General features: G+C 64.1%; 19 protein-coding genes. 8 read left to right on the plus strand and 11 right to left on the minus strand.

From position 1 onward, the window contains the following. The first annotated feature begins 24 nt into the window (after positions 1-24). Positions 25-1260 (plus strand): pyridoxal phosphate-dependent aminotransferase, encoded by a 1236-nt coding sequence (locus HMI60_RS17455; RefSeq protein ID WP_064722512.1) that lies wholly within the window; start codon positions 25-27, stop codon positions 1258-1260. A 20-nt stretch (positions 1261-1280) separates the two neighbouring features. Here HMI60_RS17455 and HMI60_RS17460 read toward each other — a convergent pair whose 3' ends face one another. Then, complete coding sequence (locus HMI60_RS17460) at positions 1281-2318, minus strand: zinc-dependent alcohol dehydrogenase family protein (protein ID WP_018778243.1); 1038 nt, start codon at positions 2316-2318, stop codon at positions 1281-1283. Between the two features lie 83 nt (positions 2319-2401). Between HMI60_RS17460 and HMI60_RS17465 the strand changes: the two genes are divergently transcribed. Both HMI60_RS17465 and HMI60_RS17470 read left to right on the plus strand, forming a co-directional pair. Continuing rightward, entirely contained in the window at positions 2402-2860 is a 459-nt protein-coding gene (locus HMI60_RS17465; RefSeq protein ID WP_193590095.1) for a carboxymuconolactone decarboxylase family protein, read from the plus strand. A 17-nt stretch (positions 2861-2877) separates the two neighbouring features. Beyond that, positions 2878-3777, plus strand: a complete 900-nt coding sequence (locus HMI60_RS17470; RefSeq protein WP_110505221.1) for a sigma-70 family RNA polymerase sigma factor — start codon at positions 2878-2880, stop codon at positions 3775-3777. A 6-nt stretch (positions 3778-3783) separates the two neighbouring features. Here the strand turns inward: HMI60_RS17470 and HMI60_RS17475 are convergent, their stop codons facing one another. From HMI60_RS17475 to HMI60_RS17485, 3 genes are all read right to left on the minus strand, one after another. Continuing rightward, entirely contained in the window at positions 3784-5079 is a 1296-nt protein-coding gene (locus HMI60_RS17475) for an APC family permease (protein WP_370584045.1), read from the minus strand. Positions 5080-5252: 173 nt separating this feature from the next. Then, positions 5253-5690, minus strand: a complete 438-nt coding sequence (locus tag HMI60_RS17480) for a hypothetical protein (RefSeq protein WP_018778239.1) — start codon at positions 5688-5690, stop codon at positions 5253-5255. Positions 5691-5713: 23 nt separating this feature from the next. Next, positions 5714-7657 carry a primary-amine oxidase gene (locus HMI60_RS17485; RefSeq protein ID WP_193590097.1) on the minus strand — a complete coding sequence of 648 codons (1944 nt, stop codon included), beginning with the start codon at positions 7655-7657 and terminating at the stop codon, positions 5714-5716. A gap of 123 nt (positions 7658-7780) precedes the next feature. On the opposite strand from HMI60_RS17485, the gene HMI60_RS17490 reads away from it, so the two are divergent. Beyond that, positions 7781-8371 carry a TetR/AcrR family transcriptional regulator gene (locus tag HMI60_RS17490; RefSeq protein ID WP_026267241.1) on the plus strand — a complete coding sequence of 197 codons (591 nt, stop codon included), beginning with the start codon at positions 7781-7783 and terminating at the stop codon, positions 8369-8371. A 16-nt stretch (positions 8372-8387) separates the two neighbouring features. Here HMI60_RS17490 and HMI60_RS17495 read toward each other — a convergent pair whose 3' ends face one another. Beyond that, a complete protein-coding gene (locus HMI60_RS17495; protein ID WP_189076277.1) occupies positions 8388-9029 on the minus strand; it encodes a LysE family translocator in 642 nt (213 codons plus the stop codon). 161 nt (positions 9030-9190) lie between these two features. On the opposite strand from HMI60_RS17495, the gene HMI60_RS17500 reads away from it, so the two are divergent. After that, positions 9191-10603: an aldehyde dehydrogenase family protein gene (locus HMI60_RS17500; RefSeq protein WP_018778235.1), complete on the plus strand. Its 1413-nt coding sequence runs from the start codon at positions 9191-9193 to the stop codon at positions 10601-10603. On the opposite strand, the gene HMI60_RS17505 is transcribed toward HMI60_RS17500, so the two are convergent. Continuing rightward, a complete protein-coding gene (locus HMI60_RS17505; protein ID WP_039243058.1) occupies positions 10593-11087 on the minus strand; it encodes a MepB family protein in 495 nt (164 codons plus the stop codon). The two genes, HMI60_RS17500 and HMI60_RS17505, sit on opposite strands and share 11 nt — an antisense overlap. A gap of 105 nt (positions 11088-11192) precedes the next feature. Between HMI60_RS17505 and HMI60_RS17510 the strand changes: the two genes are divergently transcribed. Further along, entirely contained in the window at positions 11193-12050 is an 858-nt protein-coding gene (locus tag HMI60_RS17510; RefSeq protein ID WP_018778233.1) for a prephenate dehydratase, read from the plus strand. A gap of 21 nt (positions 12051-12071) precedes the next feature. On the opposite strand, the gene HMI60_RS17515 is transcribed toward HMI60_RS17510, so the two are convergent. Genes HMI60_RS17515 through arsB form a run of 4 tightly spaced genes read right to left on the minus strand, consistent with a single transcriptional unit; the run spans position 12072 to position 16014 of the window. After that, the gene (locus tag HMI60_RS17515; RefSeq protein WP_193590098.1) at positions 12072-13445 is read right to left on the minus strand and encodes an NAD(P)-binding domain-containing protein; all 1374 of its coding nucleotides are present in this window, start codon (positions 13443-13445) and stop codon (positions 12072-12074) included. Positions 13446-13473: 28 nt separating this feature from the next. Next, positions 13474-14451: a thioredoxin-disulfide reductase gene (trxB, locus tag HMI60_RS17520; RefSeq protein WP_193590099.1), complete on the minus strand. Its 978-nt coding sequence runs from the start codon at positions 14449-14451 to the stop codon at positions 13474-13476. A 25-nt stretch (positions 14452-14476) separates the two neighbouring features. After that, positions 14477-14899: an arsenate reductase ArsC gene (locus HMI60_RS17525; protein WP_018778230.1), complete on the minus strand. Its 423-nt coding sequence runs from the start codon at positions 14897-14899 to the stop codon at positions 14477-14479. A gap of 14 nt (positions 14900-14913) precedes the next feature. Beyond that, positions 14914-16014: an ACR3 family arsenite efflux transporter gene (arsB, locus tag HMI60_RS17530; protein WP_193590100.1), complete on the minus strand. Its 1101-nt coding sequence runs from the start codon at positions 16012-16014 to the stop codon at positions 14914-14916. A 110-nt stretch (positions 16015-16124) separates the two neighbouring features. Here arsB and HMI60_RS17535 point away from each other — a divergent pair, with 110 nt between their 5' ends. Together HMI60_RS17535 and HMI60_RS17540 are read left to right on the plus strand one after the other, a co-directional pair. Further along, on the plus strand, positions 16125-16481 hold the full coding sequence (locus HMI60_RS17535) for a metalloregulator ArsR/SmtB family transcription factor (protein WP_018778228.1): 357 nt from the start codon (positions 16125-16127) through the stop codon (positions 16479-16481). Then, a complete protein-coding gene (locus HMI60_RS17540) occupies positions 16478-17023 on the plus strand; it encodes a GNAT family N-acetyltransferase (protein WP_193590101.1) in 546 nt (181 codons plus the stop codon). Before HMI60_RS17535 ends, HMI60_RS17540 begins: the two co-directional genes overlap by 4 nt. Here the strand turns inward: HMI60_RS17540 and HMI60_RS17545 are convergent, their stop codons facing one another. After that, entirely contained in the window at positions 17024-19198 is a 2175-nt protein-coding gene (locus tag HMI60_RS17545) for an efflux RND transporter permease subunit (RefSeq protein WP_193590102.1), read from the minus strand. Positions 19199-19209: the final 11 nt, after the last annotated feature.

The raw sequence follows: 19209 nt of genomic DNA on the forward strand, positions 1-19209 counted from the left end.
GCCTGCGCCATGAAAAGATCAACCATGCGTCCGATGCAGCACTCCAGCAAACTCCAGAACGTCCGCTACGAACTCCGCGGTCCCATCCTTCAGGCAGCCAAGGCCATGGAGGCCGAAGGGCACCGTATCCTCAAGATGAATCTTGGGGACACCGCGCCGTTCGGACTGGAAGCTCCCGAGTCCGTGGTGGTGGACATGATCCACCATCTGCGCGGTGCGCAAGGCTACAGCGACTCCAAGGGCATCTTCTCTGCCCGCACAGCGATCTCGCAGTATTACCAAACGCGAGGGCTCATGAACATCGGCGTCGAGGATGTCTTCATCGGCAACGGCGTCAGCGAGCTGATCTCCATGACACTCCAGGCATTCATGGAAAACGGGGACGAGATCCTTATCCCGGCACCGGACTACCCGTTGTGGACCGCTGCCGTGACGCTTACAGGCGGCAACCCGGTCCACTATCTATGTGACGAGGACGAAAACTGGTGGCCGGACATGGCCGACGTCGAAGCGAAGATCACCCCCCGCACCAAAGGCATCGTGATCATCAACCCGAACAACCCCACCGGGGCCGTCTACCCGCGGCACATCCTGGAGCAGTTCGCGGCACTGGCCAGGAAGCACGATCTTGTCCTGTTCTCCGACGAGATCTACGAGAAAATCCGCTACGTTGACGCCCCTCACATCCACACAGCTGCCGTCGCCGAGGACATCTGCGTGCTGACCTTCAGTGGGCTGTCAAAGGCGTACCGCATGCCGGGTTACCGGGCCGGCTGGGTTGCCGTGACCGGGCCTTTGACGGCGACCGCCGCGTACCGGGAGTCCCTGGAATTGCTGGCATCGCTCCGCCTGTGCGCCAACGTCCCGGCGCAGCACGCCATCCAAACCTGCCTTGGCGGTTACCAGAGCATCGAAGCCCTCATTCGTCCCGGCGGCCGGCTCCGCGAGCAACGGGACCTGGCGTGGAAGCTGTTGACGGCCATCCCCGGTGTTTCCTGTGTCCCCGCAGCCGGTGCGATGTACCTGTTCCCGCGGCTGGATCCCGAGGTCTACCCCATTGCCTCGGACGAGAAGTTCGTCCTCCAACTCCTCCAGGAACAGAAGATCCTGGTCTCGCACGGCACCGCCTTCAACTGGCCCACCCCGGACCACTTCCGGTTCGTGATCCTGCCGGCGGTGGAGGACATCGAGGAAGCCGTGCGCCGGATCTCGCATTTCCTGGCCGCGTACCGGAACCGCCCGGCAGAGGAATCAAACTAGGGGCGTACTTACAGCGGTACTTACAGCGCCGGGTCCACCATGGTCATGCCTGCCGGGTTGGCCTTGTCGAAGCCGGGCAACAGTGCCGCAGCATCTTCCAGCCCGATAGTGCGTTCGATCAGCAACTGCGGCTGGAGCGCACCCTGTTCAATGAGCGCCATCATTCCGGGATAGTCCACCGCGGCCATGCCGTGGCTGCCCAAGAGATCAAGTTCCCAGCCGATCACGCGGGCCATGGGCACCTGCGGGTTGCCGTCGATGGAAGGCAACAGTCCGATCTGGACGTGCCGTCCCCGCCTGCGAAGGCTGAGGATTGCGTCGGCGCAGGTTTGTTCACTTCCGACGGCGTCTACCGCCACGTGGCTGCCTCCGCCGGAGAGGACGTTGACCGCAGCGGGGATGTCCGCGCCGTCGGCAAGGACGGTGTGGTCGGCGCCCAAGCGTGCGGCCACGGACAGGGCCTCAGGGTTCCGATCCACGGCAATGACCTTGGCTCCCATGGCCTTGGCGATCATCACGGCACTCAGTCCGACGCCTCCCGCCCCTACCACGGTCACCCATTCGCCGGCCTTCACGTTGGCACGGGCTGCCAGAGCACGGTATGCCGTGGCGAAGCGGCAGCCGAGGCTTGCCGCCGTCGTAAATTCGATGCTTTCCGGGATGGCAACCAGGTTGCTGTCGGCGGCGTGCAGGGCCACGTATTCAGCGAATGATCCCCAGTGGGTGAAGCCGGGCTGCTGCTGCTCGGGGCAGACCTGCGCGTCGCCGGCCAGGCACCATTCACAGGCGCCGCAACCGCAAACGAAGGGGACGGTGACGCGATCGCCGACCTTCCAGCGCTGGACGCCTTCCCCGACAGAGTCGATCACGCCGGCGAGCTCGTGGCCCGGAACGTGGGGCATCTCAATGTCATCGTGGCCGGCCCAGGCGTGCCAGTCGCTGCGGCACATTCCTGTGGCCAGGACTTTCACCACCACACCCCCAATCGGGGCTACTGGCTTGGCGACCTCCCTGACATCGGGCTGGGTCCGGACTTCGTCGAAAACTACTGCGCGCACGGATTGACTCTAACAACTGTCACACTTCCGGCGCCGCTTCCGACATCCCTCATGTAAGGCATCAACTCTGAAGGGAAGTCAGCATGACCCGCATAAACATCGGCCGCAGCAACAAACTCGGCTACGCTGCCGTCATTGGCCTGGAAGGTTACGCCCGCACGTCGGTCGATCCCGATCTGTACGAGCTGATCAAGCTCCGCGCCTCCATCGTCAACGGCTGCGGTTTCTGCGTGGACATGCACGCAACGGACGGCAGGAAGCGCGGCATCCCGGACCGGAAACTGCACGCGGTGGCAGCCTGGCAGCATTCCAAGGTGTTCTTCGATGCCCGTGAGCAAGCTGTGCTCGCCCTGACCGACGCCTTGACTCAACTGGGGCCGGACACGGTGACGGACGAGATCTGGAACGCCGCCGCCACCCATTTCGACGACGGCCAGATGGGTGGCCTGATCCTGGCAATCTCCACCATCAACGTGTGGAACCGGATTGCCATCAGCACACAGATGGAGCCGCCGGTGGATGAGAAGAATCCGCTGGTCTGAAAGGTAACGTAGGCAGCATGACCCTTGCAGTCTCCGCCACGGCGGCGTGGCAAAGCGAACGGAACCGCCTGTTGGGGATTGCGTACCGGATGCTGGGCGACTTCGGCCACGCCGAAGACGTGGTCTCCGAGGTGGCGATCGAGGCGGTGCGCCAGGAACGGAACACCGCCTCGGGCCACGTGGACTCCTGGCCGGCGTGGCTGACGACGGTGTGCGTGCGCCGCTCCATCGACCGGGTGCGCCAGCTCGCTGCGGTGCGGGAGGACTACACCGGGCCCTGGTTGCCCGAGCCCGTGGACAACGCTCAACTGCCCGAGGAGACGGTGGCCAACAGGGAATTGTTGTCCTTGACCCTGTTGCACCTGGCGGAGCAGCTGGCACCGGAGGCCCGGGCAGCGTTGGTACTGCACCGAGCCTTCGGGATGCCCGCTCCGGAAATCGCGGCCATCCTGGACAAGACACCCGCTGCCGTGCGCCAGATGATCTCGCGTGCAGAACGCCGCCTGGACATCGACCCCAATGCGCCCGCACCCCGGGCCAAGGACCGTGCCGTCCTGGAGAAGCTCGTGGAAGCCATCGAACAGGGCGAGATCGACACGGTTGTAGCGATGCTCCACCAGGACGCGGTGCTGTGGGCCGACGGCGGCGGCAAGGTCAAGAGCGCCATGAACCCCTTGTTCGGGTCGGCGAGGATCGCACGCTTTTTTGCGGGCATCCTGGGCAAAGCGATTGCTTTCGATCCCGTGGAGCCTGTCCGGGCATGGGTCATTGGGATCAACGGCGGAGCGGCTTTGGTGCTCAGGCACCACGGCCGCTCCGACGTCGTCGAAGTGGACGCGGGTCCCGACGGGAGCATCCGCGGGCTGCGGCAACTGTCCAACCCGGACAAGCTGACGCGGCTTTCGCAGCTTACCTAGCCCGGCTCACGATTTCACCATGCTGCGGCCGTCCACCGGCTGGGGTTTGAGGCCCTTCGACGGCCTTCGGCCGGCCAGGAACGCCGCGGCCCCCAGCCCTGCCGGTACCAGCAGCGCCCATCCGCTGAAGAGCAGAACCACAAGCATCACGACGGCGGCCACCACCACGCCGTACCAGGCTGCGGTCCGTCGCGGCAACAGCCGTACGCCCGCCGCCAGCCCGAACGCGGTGACGGCGGTGAAGCATGCGGATGCTGCTCCGATCTGGAACTCAATGCTGAGCCATCCAAGAGCAGCCAGGGCGAAGGAGATCGACGACATCACCGCCAGCGAGCACAGGCTCGCTGCCGGCACTTGGCCCGGGTCGACGCCGCGCGCAAGAGCCCGCGGCAGCACGCCGTCGGACGCCAATCTGGCACCGAGCTTACTGGCGCCTGCCACGAAAGTACTGAGCGGACCAAACGTGAGGACCGCAGCCGCGACAGCGGTCAAGGGTGCCGCCGCGGGACCGAGTCCTTTCGCCAGCAGTTCGGCCACCGGGACGCTGCTGTCCGCGAGCGCAGGCCCCAGCACGGCGACGCAGGCAACCACCAGTCCGATGTACACCACTCCAACCACCACCAAGGTCAGCCAGGTGGCGCGTTTGAGGTCCCGCTCGGGGTTCCGGAACTCCCCGGCCAGGTGCGTCACTGCTTCCCATCCCGCGAAGCAGAAGAACAGCAGACTGGCCGCCCCGCCCACAGCCCAGAAGCCGTGCGGAGCAAAGGGAGTGAAGTTCTCCGCGCGGGCAAAGGGGGCGGCCACGGCAACTGCAACGGCAAGCAACGCAACGAGCAGAACCATCAGGAGGAGTTGCAGCTTGCTCGAGACCCGGATCCCCACCGCGTTGCTCAGGAAGCCCGCAGCCAGGATCACCCCAGCCGCGATCAGCGCCGTCTCCCTGCCGCCCCCCATGGCATGGGCAATGTACTCCCCACCTATCACCGCGGTAGCCGGCGCCCCGCACGGAATTGCGAAGTAGAACAGGTAGCCGGCTACTACTGAGGCCCGCTGTCCGAAAGCCCTCGTGACGAACGTTGCGATGCCCCCGGCGTCGGGCTGCTGCCTGGACATTTCGGCGAAGCTCAACGCCACCGGCGTGCAGAACACCAGGAGCAAGGCCCACGCCAGGATCGACGCCGGGCCCGCCACTTGGGCGGCGATGGCCGGCAGAACCAGGACTCCCGATCCCAAGATGGCACCTACATAAATCCCGGTCGCCCTGAACAGCCCAAGGCCCGAATTACTCACAGCTCTGCTCACCTGTTCACTGAACCGTGTTCGGGGCGGGTGCAGGAAGCAGGGAAACTGCCTGTCGTGGGCAATATCCTGCCGAATTTTCGTGAGCCTGTTGCTTCCTGACCTTCTTTTGCCTCAGAGCGGCGGAAAATCAGCCTTTTAGGGTTGGGGTTCCGTGCTTCTGGCGGCAAAGAGGGTCAGGATGCTACAGCCGCTCGACGCCTCAGGCGCGCCACCAGCGTGGCGGCGAGCAACGCCGTCGTGATTTCCAGTCCGATGACCAGCAGCAGTTGCGCTGCGCCGGACGTATCAACAACGTTCGACGACGGCCTGCCGCCGTGGGCGTGTCCGGCACCGCCCGCTCCCAGCAGCAGGACGGCGTGCAGTCCCACCATGGCGAGGGCGGAGATGGTCACTTGATGGAGCGCACCCACCCTGCTGTGCCGCCAGATGTGGACTGTGCACGGAATGCAGACAGCGGCCAGGGCGATCATGAGGATGCCCAGCCAGGCGTCGTGGTGTCCCGAAGCCGCGAGCCAGAGATGCACGGCGCAGGAAACAGCTGTCAGTGCCGCGCAGAGGCGGGGATGGAGGACGGGCCCGGCTGACCGGACCCGTCCTGCAGTGGTTGTCATGGTCCCGGTTGGTGGCGTGCCGGTTAGTGGCAGTGACCGGCAGGTTCGCCGGAATCACCGGCAGCGCTGTGGCAGCTTGAGCCTGAGGTGTTGGCCGGCACGTCCAGGACTGGGCTGCGGTCGAAGAAGCCCTCGGGCCGAAGCTTGAAGCCAACGGTGTCCACAGGCATGATGGGCCAGTCCTCCACGCGCGGGAAGTGCGTGAGGCCGAAGGTGTGCCAGAGGACGATGTCCTGGCCGTCGATGTCACGGTCCTGGGCGACGTAGGCCGGGAGGCCGGCGCCACCGGCGTGCTGGTTCACGAAATCGCCCGTGGGGTAGCGCTCCTCATCGGCGTAGCGGGTGACCCATACGTCCTTGGTGGCGAAGGCCGCGCGCTTGGCGATGGAGGAGCCGGGATCGGCCAGCAACGTGGGCTGGTTCTCGGAGTGGAGCTTGTAGCCGACCGGTTCACCGAGACGGTTCTTGGACTCCGGGTTGGAGATGATCCAGGTGCGGCCACTGCGGGCATCGGCTTCCCGGACGGCCTCCGACTCTTTGGTGAGGACCGTGCGCTTGCGGGAGAACGCGTTGCCGCGCTCGTTGCCTTCGCCCATGGCCTGGCGGACCACATCCTCTTCTTCCACACGGTTGGTGAAACCGTCGATGGCCATGTCCAGACGGGCGCTGAAGAGGTGCTGGTGGAACGGTGCGCCGAGGCCGGGGGCCAGTTGCGAGATGTTGTCAGAGCCGCCTTCCGGGAAGGCACTTGTGAACACGACGCCGGTCGCCTTCGCCTCGAACTCGATGGTGCCGTCCAGGTAGAGGTACCAGTAGAAGCCGTAGTCGTAGTTGCCGATGGTGGTGAAGAAGGAGATCACCAAGCGCCGGTTGCGGCGGGTGTAGTTGATGCCGGTCCAGAGGTCGGAGTGCTTGGACAGGATGCCCCAGTCTTCCTCGTGCATGCAGATGCCGTTGCGGATCTCGCGGGGGTTGCCGAAGGCGTCACTGATGACCGGGCTGAGATAGGTAATGTCACCCAGGCAGTCGCAGCCGAGTTCCAGCGAGTTGGCGTACTGGCCCACCAGGTATTCGCCGGTGTCGAAGTAGTTCTGCCACGACCGGATAGGCGAAGGGTCACCGTAGGGAACCACCATCTCGGCGATGGAAGCGCGATTGATGATGGGGCGCTTCTTCTCGCCGTCCTGGAAGGCAAGATTGTGGAGGACCACTCCTTCGCGGACATCGAAGCCGACGTCCACGCTCCACTTTTCCCACTGGACATGGTTGCCGCCGGTGACCGTGAAGCTCGGGCCTTCGGGCTGGGTGATGCTGATGGGTTTCTGCGTTGCCCTCAGCGGGCCTGTCAGTTCAGGATCCGTGTAGTTTCCGTGTTCTGCCGGGATGGGCATGGCGCCGAGGTCGATGACCTGGGTGACTTCCTTGTTCACGACATCGACGTACGCAACCAGCCCATCGACGGGGTGGGCCCAGGCGCTGTCCTCGGGGAAGTCCTGTACGAAGGCCAGGCCGCGGAGGATGCGGCGGCCGCGTTCGTCGTCGTATTCAAAGACGCCGGCAGACAACGGCGCGACGCGAACCTTTTCCACGTCCAGGTCCCGGGCGGCAAGAGCTGCCAGCCAGCGCTCATCTGTGGCGAGAAGCGTTTCAACCACCTCGAACTCTTCTTCCAGCACGGGAAGTTCGCCGGAGACCTTGGTGTCCAGTTCCTTGGCAATGAGGATTTCGCCGCGGGTCACCGAAACCAGGACGTCCGTGGGTGCTCCGCCGGAGATGTCGTGGATGAACACGCGGAACCGGCGGTCTGCCTCTGCCTGCCCACGGGAAGGATCCACCAGTCCCAGATAGGCGATCCGCTTTTCGGAACCGAGGTGTCCGGCGGCCCGCAGGATTGCCTGGACCTCGAAGATCTCGGCACCCGTGGCCAGGCGGTACTGGGTTGCTGTCTCAGTTGCTGTGGGCGTCATGGCTGCCTCTTGTCCGGGACCTATGATGGGTCGGGATTTATTTTCTATAGGTGTAGAGAATAACCAAAACGTAAGATGGGTCACAAGACCTTTCCGCCAATTATTTTTCCGGGAGCCCAGCCAGTGCCAAAGATTGTGGACCACGATCAACGACGCCTCGAACTGGTGGATGCAACATGGCGGATCATCGCAAGGCTCGGCATGGAAGGCGCCACCATGCGGGAAATAGCAGAGGAAGCAGGCTTCGCCAACGGCGCCCTCAAGCCCTACTTCCCCACCAAGGACCTGCTGCTGACATCCGCTTTCGGACACGTTTTCAACCGCACCAACCAGCGCATCGCCACCATGACCGACGGACTCTCAGGGGTGGCGGCCCTCCGCGCATTCTGCGCCGAAGTCCTGCCCCTGGACGAGGAACGCGTCAACGAAGCCCGCATCGTGATCCCGTTTTGGCAGAAGGCACTCAACGACGCCGACATGGCCGCCCTCCACAGCGAGTCCATGAGCCAGTGGCACACCACCATCACGGCCCACTGCGCAGCAGCCCGGGCGGCCGGAGAGATCGCCACCCCCATCGGGGACGCCGCCGTCGCCGATCACCTGCTCAACATGATGCTGGGCGCGCAGATCGTGGCCGCGTTATCGCCGGACGAACACTTCTCGCAGGACCTTGAGGGGCAGTTGGACAATTACCTGGCGCTGCTTGCCGCGTAGGCAGCAGGCGGCGCCGCTAGCTCGTGGCGCCCGACGCCACCACGCCGACTCCCAGCCCGGCGATCACGCCGCTGCTGACACGCTCGACGACGGTGCTCACCTTGGGCCGTTTGAGCCACCGCATCGCTTTGAATGCCACCACGGCGATCATCGAGAGATACGCGAAGGCGATGACGGCCACCACCACTCCCAGAATGAGCGAGGTACCCATGGTGTCGCCGCCGTGCGGGATGAACTGCGGGACCACGGCCAGGTAGAAGAGGCCAACCTTGGGGTTGAGGAGCGTGGACAGGGCTCCGGCACCCAACGCCGAGAGCCGGCTGTACGGGAGTGGCTCGTTGGCACCCTCCCCGGCGGCAGCTGATTTGGCGGCCTTCCGCGACTTGATGAACGACGACACCCCCAGGTACAGCAAGTACAAGCCGCCGGCGATCTTGACCCAGCGGAACAGTTCCGCCGACTGCTCCAGGATGGCGGCCAAACCCACGCCCACCAAGGCAGCCCAGGCAATCGCGCCCATGGCGGATCCAGCCGCTGCGGCAATGCCTGCGCTGGGCCTGTTCAATGCGATGCGCAGGACAAGGAAGGTGTCCGGGCCGGGCGTTACGGACAGGACCAGGCAGAGACCGGCGAAGGCTGCGAGGGAAGCAAGAGTCACAAGCACGATTATCAGCCACTCGGCAGCACGGGCAAAGCGTTCACTTCCCGTCAAGGGCTGTTCGTGCAAAGACAAGGCCGCGTCGCGTGATGCCAACCACACTGGAAACATCGCCGCGTGCCTCACTGGCCGCCAAGACTTACTACCCGAGCGGAGTACCAATGGAGACTTACGACGCCCTGCTGGCCTCGATTACCCCGGCCCCCGGCCAAGACCGCCGCACCATTTTCGACCCTGCGACGGGCGAGGCTGTCGGCGATGCGCCCGTTCACACCGTCGAGGACCTCCAGCATGCGGTTGATGCCGCCGCTGCCGCCCAACCTGCATGGGCTGCCTTGGGCCACGACGCCAGGTCAGCTGCGCTCATGAAGGCAGCCGACGCCGTCGAGCGTTCCGCTGAAGAACTCGCCCAGCTGCTCTCCCGCGAGCAAGGCAAGCCGCTCAACGGCCCGAACGCCCGCTTCGAAGTCGGTGCCTGCGCCGCGTGGCTGCGCGCCACGGCCGCGACGCCGCTGGATCCCGAGACAGTAGTGGACGACGGCGAGACCCGCGCCGAGCTGCACTACCGTCCCATCGGCGTCGTGGGTGCCATTGGCCCGTGGAACTGGCCCATGATGATCACCGTGTGGCAGATCGCCCCGGCCCTGCGCATGGGCAATGCCGTGGTGGTCAAGCCCTCCGAATACACTCCGCTGTCCGTGCTGGCGCTGGCGTCCATCATCAATCAGGAACTGCCTGAAGGACTGCTGTCCGTGGTCTCCGGCGGCCGCGACGTCGGCGAAGCGCTGGCCTCGCACGACGCCATCGGCAAGGTCATGTTCACCGGCTCCACCGCCACGGGCAAGGCGATCATCCGTTCCTCGGCCGATACCGTCAAGCGGCTCACGCTGGAACTCGGCGGCAACGACGCCGGTATCGTGCTGCCGGACTCCGACCCCAAGGCCATCGCTGAAGGGCTGTTCTGGGGGGCGTTCATCAACACCGGCCAGACCTGCGCCGCCCTGAAGCGCCTGTACGTGCACGAGTCCCAGTACGAAGCCGTCTGCTCAGAGCTTGCAGCTGTTGCTGCTGCCATGCCTATGGGCAACGGCCTGGATGAGAACAACGTCCTGGGCCCGCTGCAGAACCGGCAGCAGTACGACATCGTGGCCCGCCTCGTTGAAGCCGCCCGCGATTCCGGTGCGCGCGTGTTGATCGGCGGCAACCCCGACGCCGACCAGCCCGGCAACTTCTACCCGACCACCCTGGTGGCGGACATCGATAACGACAACCCGCTGGTGGCTGAAGAACAGTTCGGACCCGCGCTGCCGATCATCAAGTACAGCACCGTTGACGAGGCCGTCGCCAAGGCGAACGCGCTCGACGTCGGACTGGGCGCCTCCGTCTGGTCATCCGACTTGGGTGCCGCCCGGGAAGTCGCCTCACGGATCCAGGCCGGCACCGTGTGGATCAACAAGCACGGCGCCGTAGACCCACGAATCCCGTTCGGTGGTGCGAAGCAGTCCGGCTACGGCCTGGAATTCGGCGCCGAAGGCCTCAAGGCCCTGGGAGTGCCCCAGATCATCAACGGCTGACTCCACCGGCCGGGGCAGGCCCCGCTGCGCATGTCGACGGTAGCTCGACGAACGCAGCGGCCTGCCCGCGCTGGGTGCGCAGCGCCTGGGGATTCAGTTCAGTGCACCACGGTGGATAGACCCGGAAGCCGCGTTTGCCCTGACTCGGGCCGGAACTGACATAGCCCAGTGAGATCAACTGTTCAGGGGTGAACCGGAATACTCCGAAACGCTCACCGTCCTCCACGAAGACGAGCAGGCCCGACAACGACTCCGCCGCGGTGAACGGGCGGGTTGAACCACTGACGTCCCGCTTCCACACCGCCACAAAAGCACCCGGTTTCGTCGGCGTGATCCGCGCAGTCCGTATGCGCCACTGCTGTCCGGCGATCAACGCAACTCCGGATTCATAGTCGCTGTTCTGCTCTTCCGCGTGGACAATGCCGCTGGAATCATCAGGAACCGGCTGCCGGGCTACGAAGCGCTCAAAGGCGTGGAAGTTCACCTGTCGAACCCTACAGGCCACGAAAGCTGTTCCTCGCCCCCGCTGTCCAGTCACAGGTTGGACGCGGTTGGGTCGCCGGACGCTCACCGTGCAACCATGAGCAGCATGGCCCAAAAGATTGCGTACCAAGGCGAGCCCGGAGCCAATTCGGATCTCGCATGTAAGGAAATGTTCCCCGAGCTTGAAAGCGTCCCATGCGCCAGCTTTGAGGACGCGTTTGAACTGGTCTCCAATGGAGACGTCGATCTGGCCATGATCCCCATCGAGAACTCCATCGCTGGACGAGTGGCCGACATCCACGTGCTGCTCCCCCAGTCGAAACTCCAGATCGTCGGCGAGTACTTCCTGCCGATCCACTTTGACCTGATGGGAATCCCAGGCAGCACCATTGAGGACGCCACCGAGGTCCACAGCCACATCCATGCGCTGGGTCAATGCCGCAGGATTATCCGCGAAGCCGGGCTCAAGCCTGTCATTGCCGGGGACACAGCGGGATCAGCCCGCGAAGTCAGCGAGTGGAATGATCCGCGCAAACTGTCGCTGGCTCCGCCGCTTGCCGCCAAACTGTACGGACTGGACGTGCTTGCCTCCGGCGTCGAAGACAACCCAAGCAACACCACCCGCTTTGTTGTCCTGGCCCGGGAACGCGAACTTCCCACCAAGGAAGAACTCCCCGGTCCCGCAATCACCAGCTTCGTCTTCCGGGTCCGCAACGTTCCCTCAGCCCTCTACAAGGCACTGGGTGGATTCGCGACCAACGGCCTCAACATGACCCGTTTGGAGAGCTATATGGTGGGCGACGAGTTCGCGGCAACCATGTTCCTGTCCGACGTCGAAGGCCACCCCGAGGACGCCCGCCTGCGCCGTGCGCTGGAGGAATTGGAGTTCTTCACCACGGAAGTGCGCGTCCTCGGCGTCTACGCAGCAGATGCCTACAGGGAACGGAACACGGTCAGCGCCTGAACCGGTTGATAGCCGCAGCGGCTAGGCTCCGGAACGACCGTGGGCCAGCCCGGTCGGAATGCCGATGAGCACCGGCTCCGGAGCGGAGCAGCAACCGTTGGAATCATCCTCCGCAGACGCAGCGGCAACAGCAGGAACGTCACAACTGGTGCCGGCATCGGACGAACACACGCCGGTTTCCGGTAGTTCCAAGTGCACGGCGTCAGCCGCCACTCGATCCCCTGCCAGCGCCGCCGCCACCGAGCGGACCTGCTCGTAGCCGGTAGCCAACAGGAATGTGGGAGCACGGCCGTAGGACTTCATTCCCACAATGTAGAAGTCCTTCTCCGGGTGCGAAAGAACCTTGGCGCCGTGCGGCGGAACAGTGCCGCAGGAATGGAACTCGGGATCGATGAGCGGCCCCAGTTCGGTAGGCGCCTCAACAGCCGGGTCCAGGTCCAGGCGCAGCTCACGGAGCATATCCAGGTCCGGGCGGAATCCAGTACAAGGCACGACGACGTCTGCCACCAAGTCGCGTCCGTCGCCGGACTTTACGGTCACGCCGTGCTCGGCATCGGTCAGCGAGCTGATACCAAAGCCCGTGTGGAGTTCTATCGTTCCGGCGTCGACCAAGCGGCGAAGACGGGAGCCTAGTTGTCCGCGCGCGGGCAGTCCATCGGCATCTCCGCCACCGTAGGCTTTCTCTGCCGAGGCTCCCCGGACAGCCCAAAGAATACGTGTCCCCGGTTCTTCCTTGGCCAGTTCCGCAAGGTTGATCAAAGTATTCGCCGCGGAGTGCCCCGCACCGACCACCAGGACCCGGCGTCCAGCGAAGGTATGCCGGTCCCGCCCTGAGACGTCGGGAAGGGATGATGAGATCCTGTCAGAGGCGCGGTCCTCACCGATGGCAGGCAGGCCCGACATCCCCAGCGGGTTACGCCTTGACCATGTGCCTGAGGCATCGATGACCGCCGAAACGGCGTAGTCGCGTACCTCCCCCGCGGTATCTAGAACGCGCACAACAAAGGGGGTCGTGTCGCGGTTGCGCCCTTGGGTCTTGTCCAGGCCGCTACGGGTGACGGCGAGAACCCGGGCTCCCGTCCGGAGCCGGGAAGCGATCGCCGGGATGGCGGACAACGGGGCAAGGTAGTTGTCGATGAGTTCGCCGCCGTAGGGAAGCGCAGTCAGCCGCGGTGACTCCCAACCCGTGGGTTCAAGCAGGCGGACGGCCGCGGCGTCGAGGTTGAATCGCCATGGCGAGAACAACCGGATGTGGCGCCATTGTTCAATGGCCGCACCTGCCCTTGCTCCGGCTTCGAAGATCAGCGGGTCCAGGCCGCGCTCGAGCAGGTGGGCTGCTGCAGCCAATCCGACGGGACCCGCACCGATTACGGCGACGGGAAGGTTTTCAACCATGAGTGACTCATACCTCCATTGGTATTGCTCAGAAGTGGGTTGGCTCTTCGACCAGTGCTGTTGCGATGCTGTCCGCATCATCCAGGGCGGCCAGGTACCGTTCGGCGTCCAAGGCAGCCGCGCAGCCCGTGCCGGCCGCTGTGATGGCTTGCCGATAGCGGTGATCCACCGCGTCGCCGCATGCGAAGACACCCGACAAGTTGGTCAGCGTGGTGGGCGACTCCACCTTGATGTAACCCTCGTCGTCGAGGTCCACCTGGCCCGCGACGAGCTCCGTGCGTGGCAGGTGGCCAATGGCAACGAAGATGCCTGTAGCCCCCTGCTCCCGGGTTTCGCCGGTACGGGTGTCCGTGAGGGTCACGCCAGTTACTTTGCTGTCGCCGTGGATCTTGGTGATGGCCGAGTTCCAGGCGAACGTGATTTTCGGATTGTCCTTGGCGCGCTGGGCCATGATACGGGATGCCCGCAACTCACCCTTCCGGACCACCACTGTCACGGACTTGCCGAAGCGTGTGAGGAACGTGGCCTCCTCCATGGCAGAGTCCCCGCCACCAACCACGATGATGTCCTGTTCGCGGAAGAAGAAGCCGTCACAGGTGGCACACCAGGACACACCGTGCCCGCTGAGCTTCTTCTCCTCCGGGAGGCCCAGCTCCTTGTACGCGGAACCGGTGGCGAGGATGACGGCCGGAGCCTCGTGGGTCTCACCCGCCCCGGTGACCACCCGCTTGAGGTGACCTCTGAGTTCAACTTCCGTGACGTCGTCGAACACTATGCGGGCGCCGAACCTTTCGGCCTGTTCCTGGAGACCGTCCATGAGCTCGGGACCTTGGATGCCTGCCGGGAAACCGGGGAAGTTCTCCACTTCGGTGGTGTTCATCAGGGCGCCGCCGGCCGTGACTGAACCTGCCAGGACCAGGGGGTTCAGGCCTGCCCGGGCGGCATAAATGGCGGCCGTGTACCCCGCGGGGCCGGACCCGATGATGATCAATTGTTCGTTGCTCACGGGTGTCTCTCCTGTTTCTCGGGGTTTACTTGGCTGCAGGGATCAATGAGGCAATCAGGTCCTCGATACGTGTCTTGATTTCGTCGCGGATCGGGCGGACTGCGTCCAGGCCTTGGCCTGCGGGGTCGTCCAAAACCCAGTCCTCGTAGCGCTTGCCTGGAAAATACGGGCACTCGTCGCCGCATCCCATGGTGATGACGACGTCGGACTCCTTGACCGCCTCCGTGGTGAGGACCTTTGGTATCTCGGCGGACATATCGATGCCAAGTTCAGACATGGCTTCGACGGCAGCAGGGTTGACTTTGTCCGCGGGCTGCGAACCGGCGGAGCGGACTTCGATGGCTCCGTCGGAGAGCGTCGTGAGGAATGCTGCGGCCATCTGGGAGCGTCCCGCGTTATGGACGCAGACGAACAGGACTGAAGGCTTCTTGGCGTTTTCGGTGGTCATGGTTTCCTCGAAGGTCAGGCAGCGATGGTGGTGGAAGGAAAATAGCGCTCGCGCGCCCAGAGGGCTACATACACAAGTGCAACAAGGACGGGTACTTCAATCAAGGGCCCGACGACGCCGGCGAGGGCTTGGCCCGAGGTTACGCCAAAGGTTCCGATCGCTACGGCGATGGCGAGTTCGAAGTTGTTGCCGGCGGCCGTGAAAGCGAGGGTGGTGGTTTTGGCGTAGCCGAGATTCAGCAGGCGGCCTGTCAGCATCCCGGCGCCGAACACCACCAGGAAGTAGACCAGCAACGGCAAAGCAATGCGGAGAACATCCATCGGCCGGGACATGATGGTGCCGCCCTGGAGCGCGAACAGAAGTGTGATGGTGAAAAGGAGGCCGTAGAGCGCCCACGGACCAATCCTGGGCAAGAGGACGTCCTCGTACCAGATGCGTCCTTTGGCCTTCTCGCCAATGACCCGGGTGAGGAAGCCGGCGAGCAGCGGGATACCAAGGAAGACGAGAACTGAGAGCGTGATGGCCCAGAAGGAGAAATCGGCAGCGGTGGTGGGAAGACCAAGGAGGGAGGGCAGCCACTGGAGGTAGAACCAGCCAAGGCCCCCGAATGCGACCACTTGGAAGACTGAGTTGATGAAGACAAGAACGGCCGCGGATTCACGGTCTCCGCACGCGAGGTCGTTCCAGATCATCACCATGGCGATGCAGCGTGCCAAACCCACAATGATCAAGCCCGTCCGGTATTCCGGCAGATCGGGGATGAACAACCACGCCAGCGCAAACATGAAGGCAGGGGCCAGAACCCAGTTGATCACCAGCGAGGTGACAATCAACTTGCGGTCGGCCAGCACCCGGTGTGCCTGGTCGTAGCGGACTTTGGCGAGAACCGGGTACATCATCACCAGCAGGCCCAGGGCGATAGGCAACGAGACTTCGCCGATCTTCACGCCCTCCAGGGCAGTATTCAGCCCCGGAATGAGACCGCCCAGAAGCAAACCCAGGACCATGGCGGCGATGATCCAGAGGGGGAGGAAACGGTCAACGGCCGAAAGCTTTCCCACGACGGCGGCGCCATGGTTCACCTCACGGGCTGCGGTTTTCGTCGGGGTGCTCACGTGGCTCCTGATCTCGATGCCCGCTATCGACGGGGCAGAACATTGATGAACTTCGATATTGAGTATGTCCGGCTATATCGATGCTTGTCAATGTATGGCACCATGGGTGTATGAAGTCCGGGCCTGTTCTTGAGTTGACACAAGTAGAAGCGGAAGAGTGCTGCGAACCGTCGGGGCCGTCTTCCATCGACGAATACGAGGCTCAGCTCCGGGCATCGGTATTCAAAGCCCTTGCGGACCCCAACCGCCTGCGCCTTTTGTCCATCGTCAAGGGTTCGGAAGGAGGCGAAGCCTGCGTTTGCGACCTCACCGGGCCCCTGAGCCTCGGCCAGCCCACAGTGTCCCACCACCTTAGAATCCTCGTGGATGCGGGCCTCCTCCACCGCGAGAAGCGCGGCACCTGGGCTTATTACTCCATGGTCCCCGGCGCAATGGAACGGACCAGCAGCCTCCTGGAAAGCCTGTGACTTTCCCGGTCACCGCCGGCGCACACTCCAGCGACGGCGCACGGCTAGTTATACGTCCGATGACGGGACAGGATTGGCCTGGAGTGAGGGAGATCTTCACAGCCGGAATCGAGTCCGGGCACGCAACCTTCGAAGCCAACGCTCCGGAATGGGAGCAATTCGATGCTTCGCGTTTGAAGGAACACCGGCTGGTTGCTGACGTGGACGGCGTGGTGCTGGGCTGGGCCGCGGTTTCGGCGGTGTCGTCCCGGGCCGCTTACGCCGGCGTCGTGGAGCATTCCATCTACGTTGCCCGGGAAGCCAGGGGCTCGGGCATTGGGAAGAACCTCCTCCGGGCACTGATCGCCTCCACGGAGAGTGCCGGCATCTGGACCATCCAAGCCAGCGTGTTCCCCGAGAACGAAGCCAGCCTTCGGCTCCACACAGCCGAAGGCTTCGTCGTTGTCGGACGCCGGGAGCGCATCGCCCGCATGCCTGGAGGTCCCCGCGCCGGTCAGTGGCGTGACACCGTCCTGATTGAGCGCCGGTCGCGGCAGGTGTAACTACCTCCCCACCGGCGCTTCTTCCTCTTCACGGGTCCCGGCCGAAGGTGCCGAAGATTCACGGGCCAGCTTGCCCGGCCACCAGATCCTGCTGCCGATGTCATAGGCGAGCGCGGGGACCAGCAGCGAGCGGACCAGCACGGTATCCAGCAGCACGCCGAAGGCCACGATGAATGCCAGCTGCACCAGGAACATGATGGGGATGACGCCCAATGCCGCGAACGTAGCTGCCAGAACCACACCGGCGGAAGTGATGACCCCGCCAGTAACGCCCAAGCCGCGGAGGATGCCTGGGCGGGTTCCGTGCTTCAACGACTCTTCGCGGACCCGGCTCATCAGGAAGATGTTGTAGTCCACACCCAAGGCAACAAGGAACACGAAGCCGAACAGCGGCACGGTGGCATCGGCTCCGGAGAATCCGAAGAACCCGTTGAACACCCATGCCGAGACACCCATCGCGGCACCGTAGGAAAGCACTACGGAGAGCACCAGCAGCACAGGTGCTACCACGGAGCGCAGGAGGAGCATCAGGATGAAGAGGATGACCACCAGGACGATCGGAATGATGACCACGAGGTCGCGCTGGGCAGTGGTGTTGGTGTCCAGCGCTGTGGCTGTCACCCCGCCCACCAATGCCCCGGAGTCAACCTCGCGTACTGATGACCGCAATTCCTTCACGGCGTTTTCGGCTTCGATGGAGTCCGCCGCTGAGTCCAGGGTGGCGTTGATGAGGACCCGGCCGTCGCGGACGGCGGGATCGGAAGGAGTTCCCGGCGCTCCGGTAATGGGGACGTTTCCTTCGGCCAAAAGGTAGGCGTCACCAACTCCGTTGGCTGCTTTGACCTTGTCCAGGACCTGCTGCGCGGAACCTTGCGAGGCGACGACGACGGCGGGGCTGCCGCTGCCGGCGTCGAAATGGCGCGCCAAAGCTTCCTGGCCGTCGACGGCGTCGGACTTGGCCAAAATGACATCCGTCTGCGGCACACCGTTTGCCTTCAGCTGCAACACACCTGTGGCAGCGACCAGGAGCAGCAACACCGACGCCACCCAGACAACGCGGGGACGTCGTGAAACCAGACGGCCCGTGGCGCGCCACAAACCCTTTTGCCCCTCAAGTCCGGTGACAATCTCAGGTTCGCGTTCGTCGTCGGGCAGGAGCTTGGGGCGGAAGGGCCAGAAGGCAGCGCGGCCCAGCAGCGCCATCAAGGCGGGCAGGAGCGTGAGCGCGGCGAACAATGAGCAGAGAATGCCTGCCGCCGCTACGGGACCGAGTGCCTTGTTGGAATTCAGGTCTGAGAAGAGCAGGCAGAGCAGGGCGATGATCACTGTGGCACCCGATGCGAGGATCGGCTCGAAGGCCGCCTTCCAAGCTGTCAGGACTGCCTGCGTCCGGTTGCTGGTGTGGGTCAGGGCCTCACGGAAGCGGGCCACGAACAGCAGCGCGTAGTCGGTGGCCGCGCCGATCACCAGGATGGACAGGATGCCCTGGCTTTGCCCGTTGAGCTGGATCCAGCCCATCTTGGCCATGGCGAAGACCAGCAGTATTGCGGCGCACAGGGCGAACACCGAGGTGAAGAGTACCGCCAGCGGGAGCACCACCGAGCGATAGACCAGAAGCAGGATCACGAACACGGCGCCCAAAGCGACCAACAGCAGGATGCCGTCAATGCCGCCGAATGCGTTGACCAGGTCAGCGGTCAATCCCGCGGGGCCTGTAACGAAGGCCTTCATGCCATCCGGGGCGCCCGGCTGCACGACGTCGCGCAGTTCTTTGACCACGTCCCGTATTTCATCGGTGGAAGCGATCGGAACGATGTACTGGACGGCTTTTCCGTCTTCGGACGGAATAGGCCCGACGACGGCGCTCCCCAGCTTGAGTGCCTCGATGTCGGTTTTCAGTTTGGCTGCTTCGCCCAGTTGGGCCGGGGTGAACGCTGCATCGTTTTCGAGGATGACCACCGCGGGGATCTCTTCGGAGTCGCGGAACTTGGCCTGCCAGTCGCCGGCTTCGGTAGCTTCGGCCCCGGCCGGGAGGAAGGAAGCCTGGTCGTTCGATGAGACCTCGTCCAAACGCCCGAAGGTAGGGCCGCCGACTCCTGCAATGCCCAGCCAGGTGATGACCAGCACCACGGGCACCAGCCAGCGTAGCCAGAACGGTACTTTCTTCGGGTTCATGAGTCCTTCTT

This window comes from Paenarthrobacter sp. YJN-D (genome assembly GCF_015040335.1).
GTDB classification, from domain to species: Bacteria; Actinomycetota; Actinomycetes; order Actinomycetales; family Micrococcaceae; genus Arthrobacter; species Arthrobacter nicotinovorans.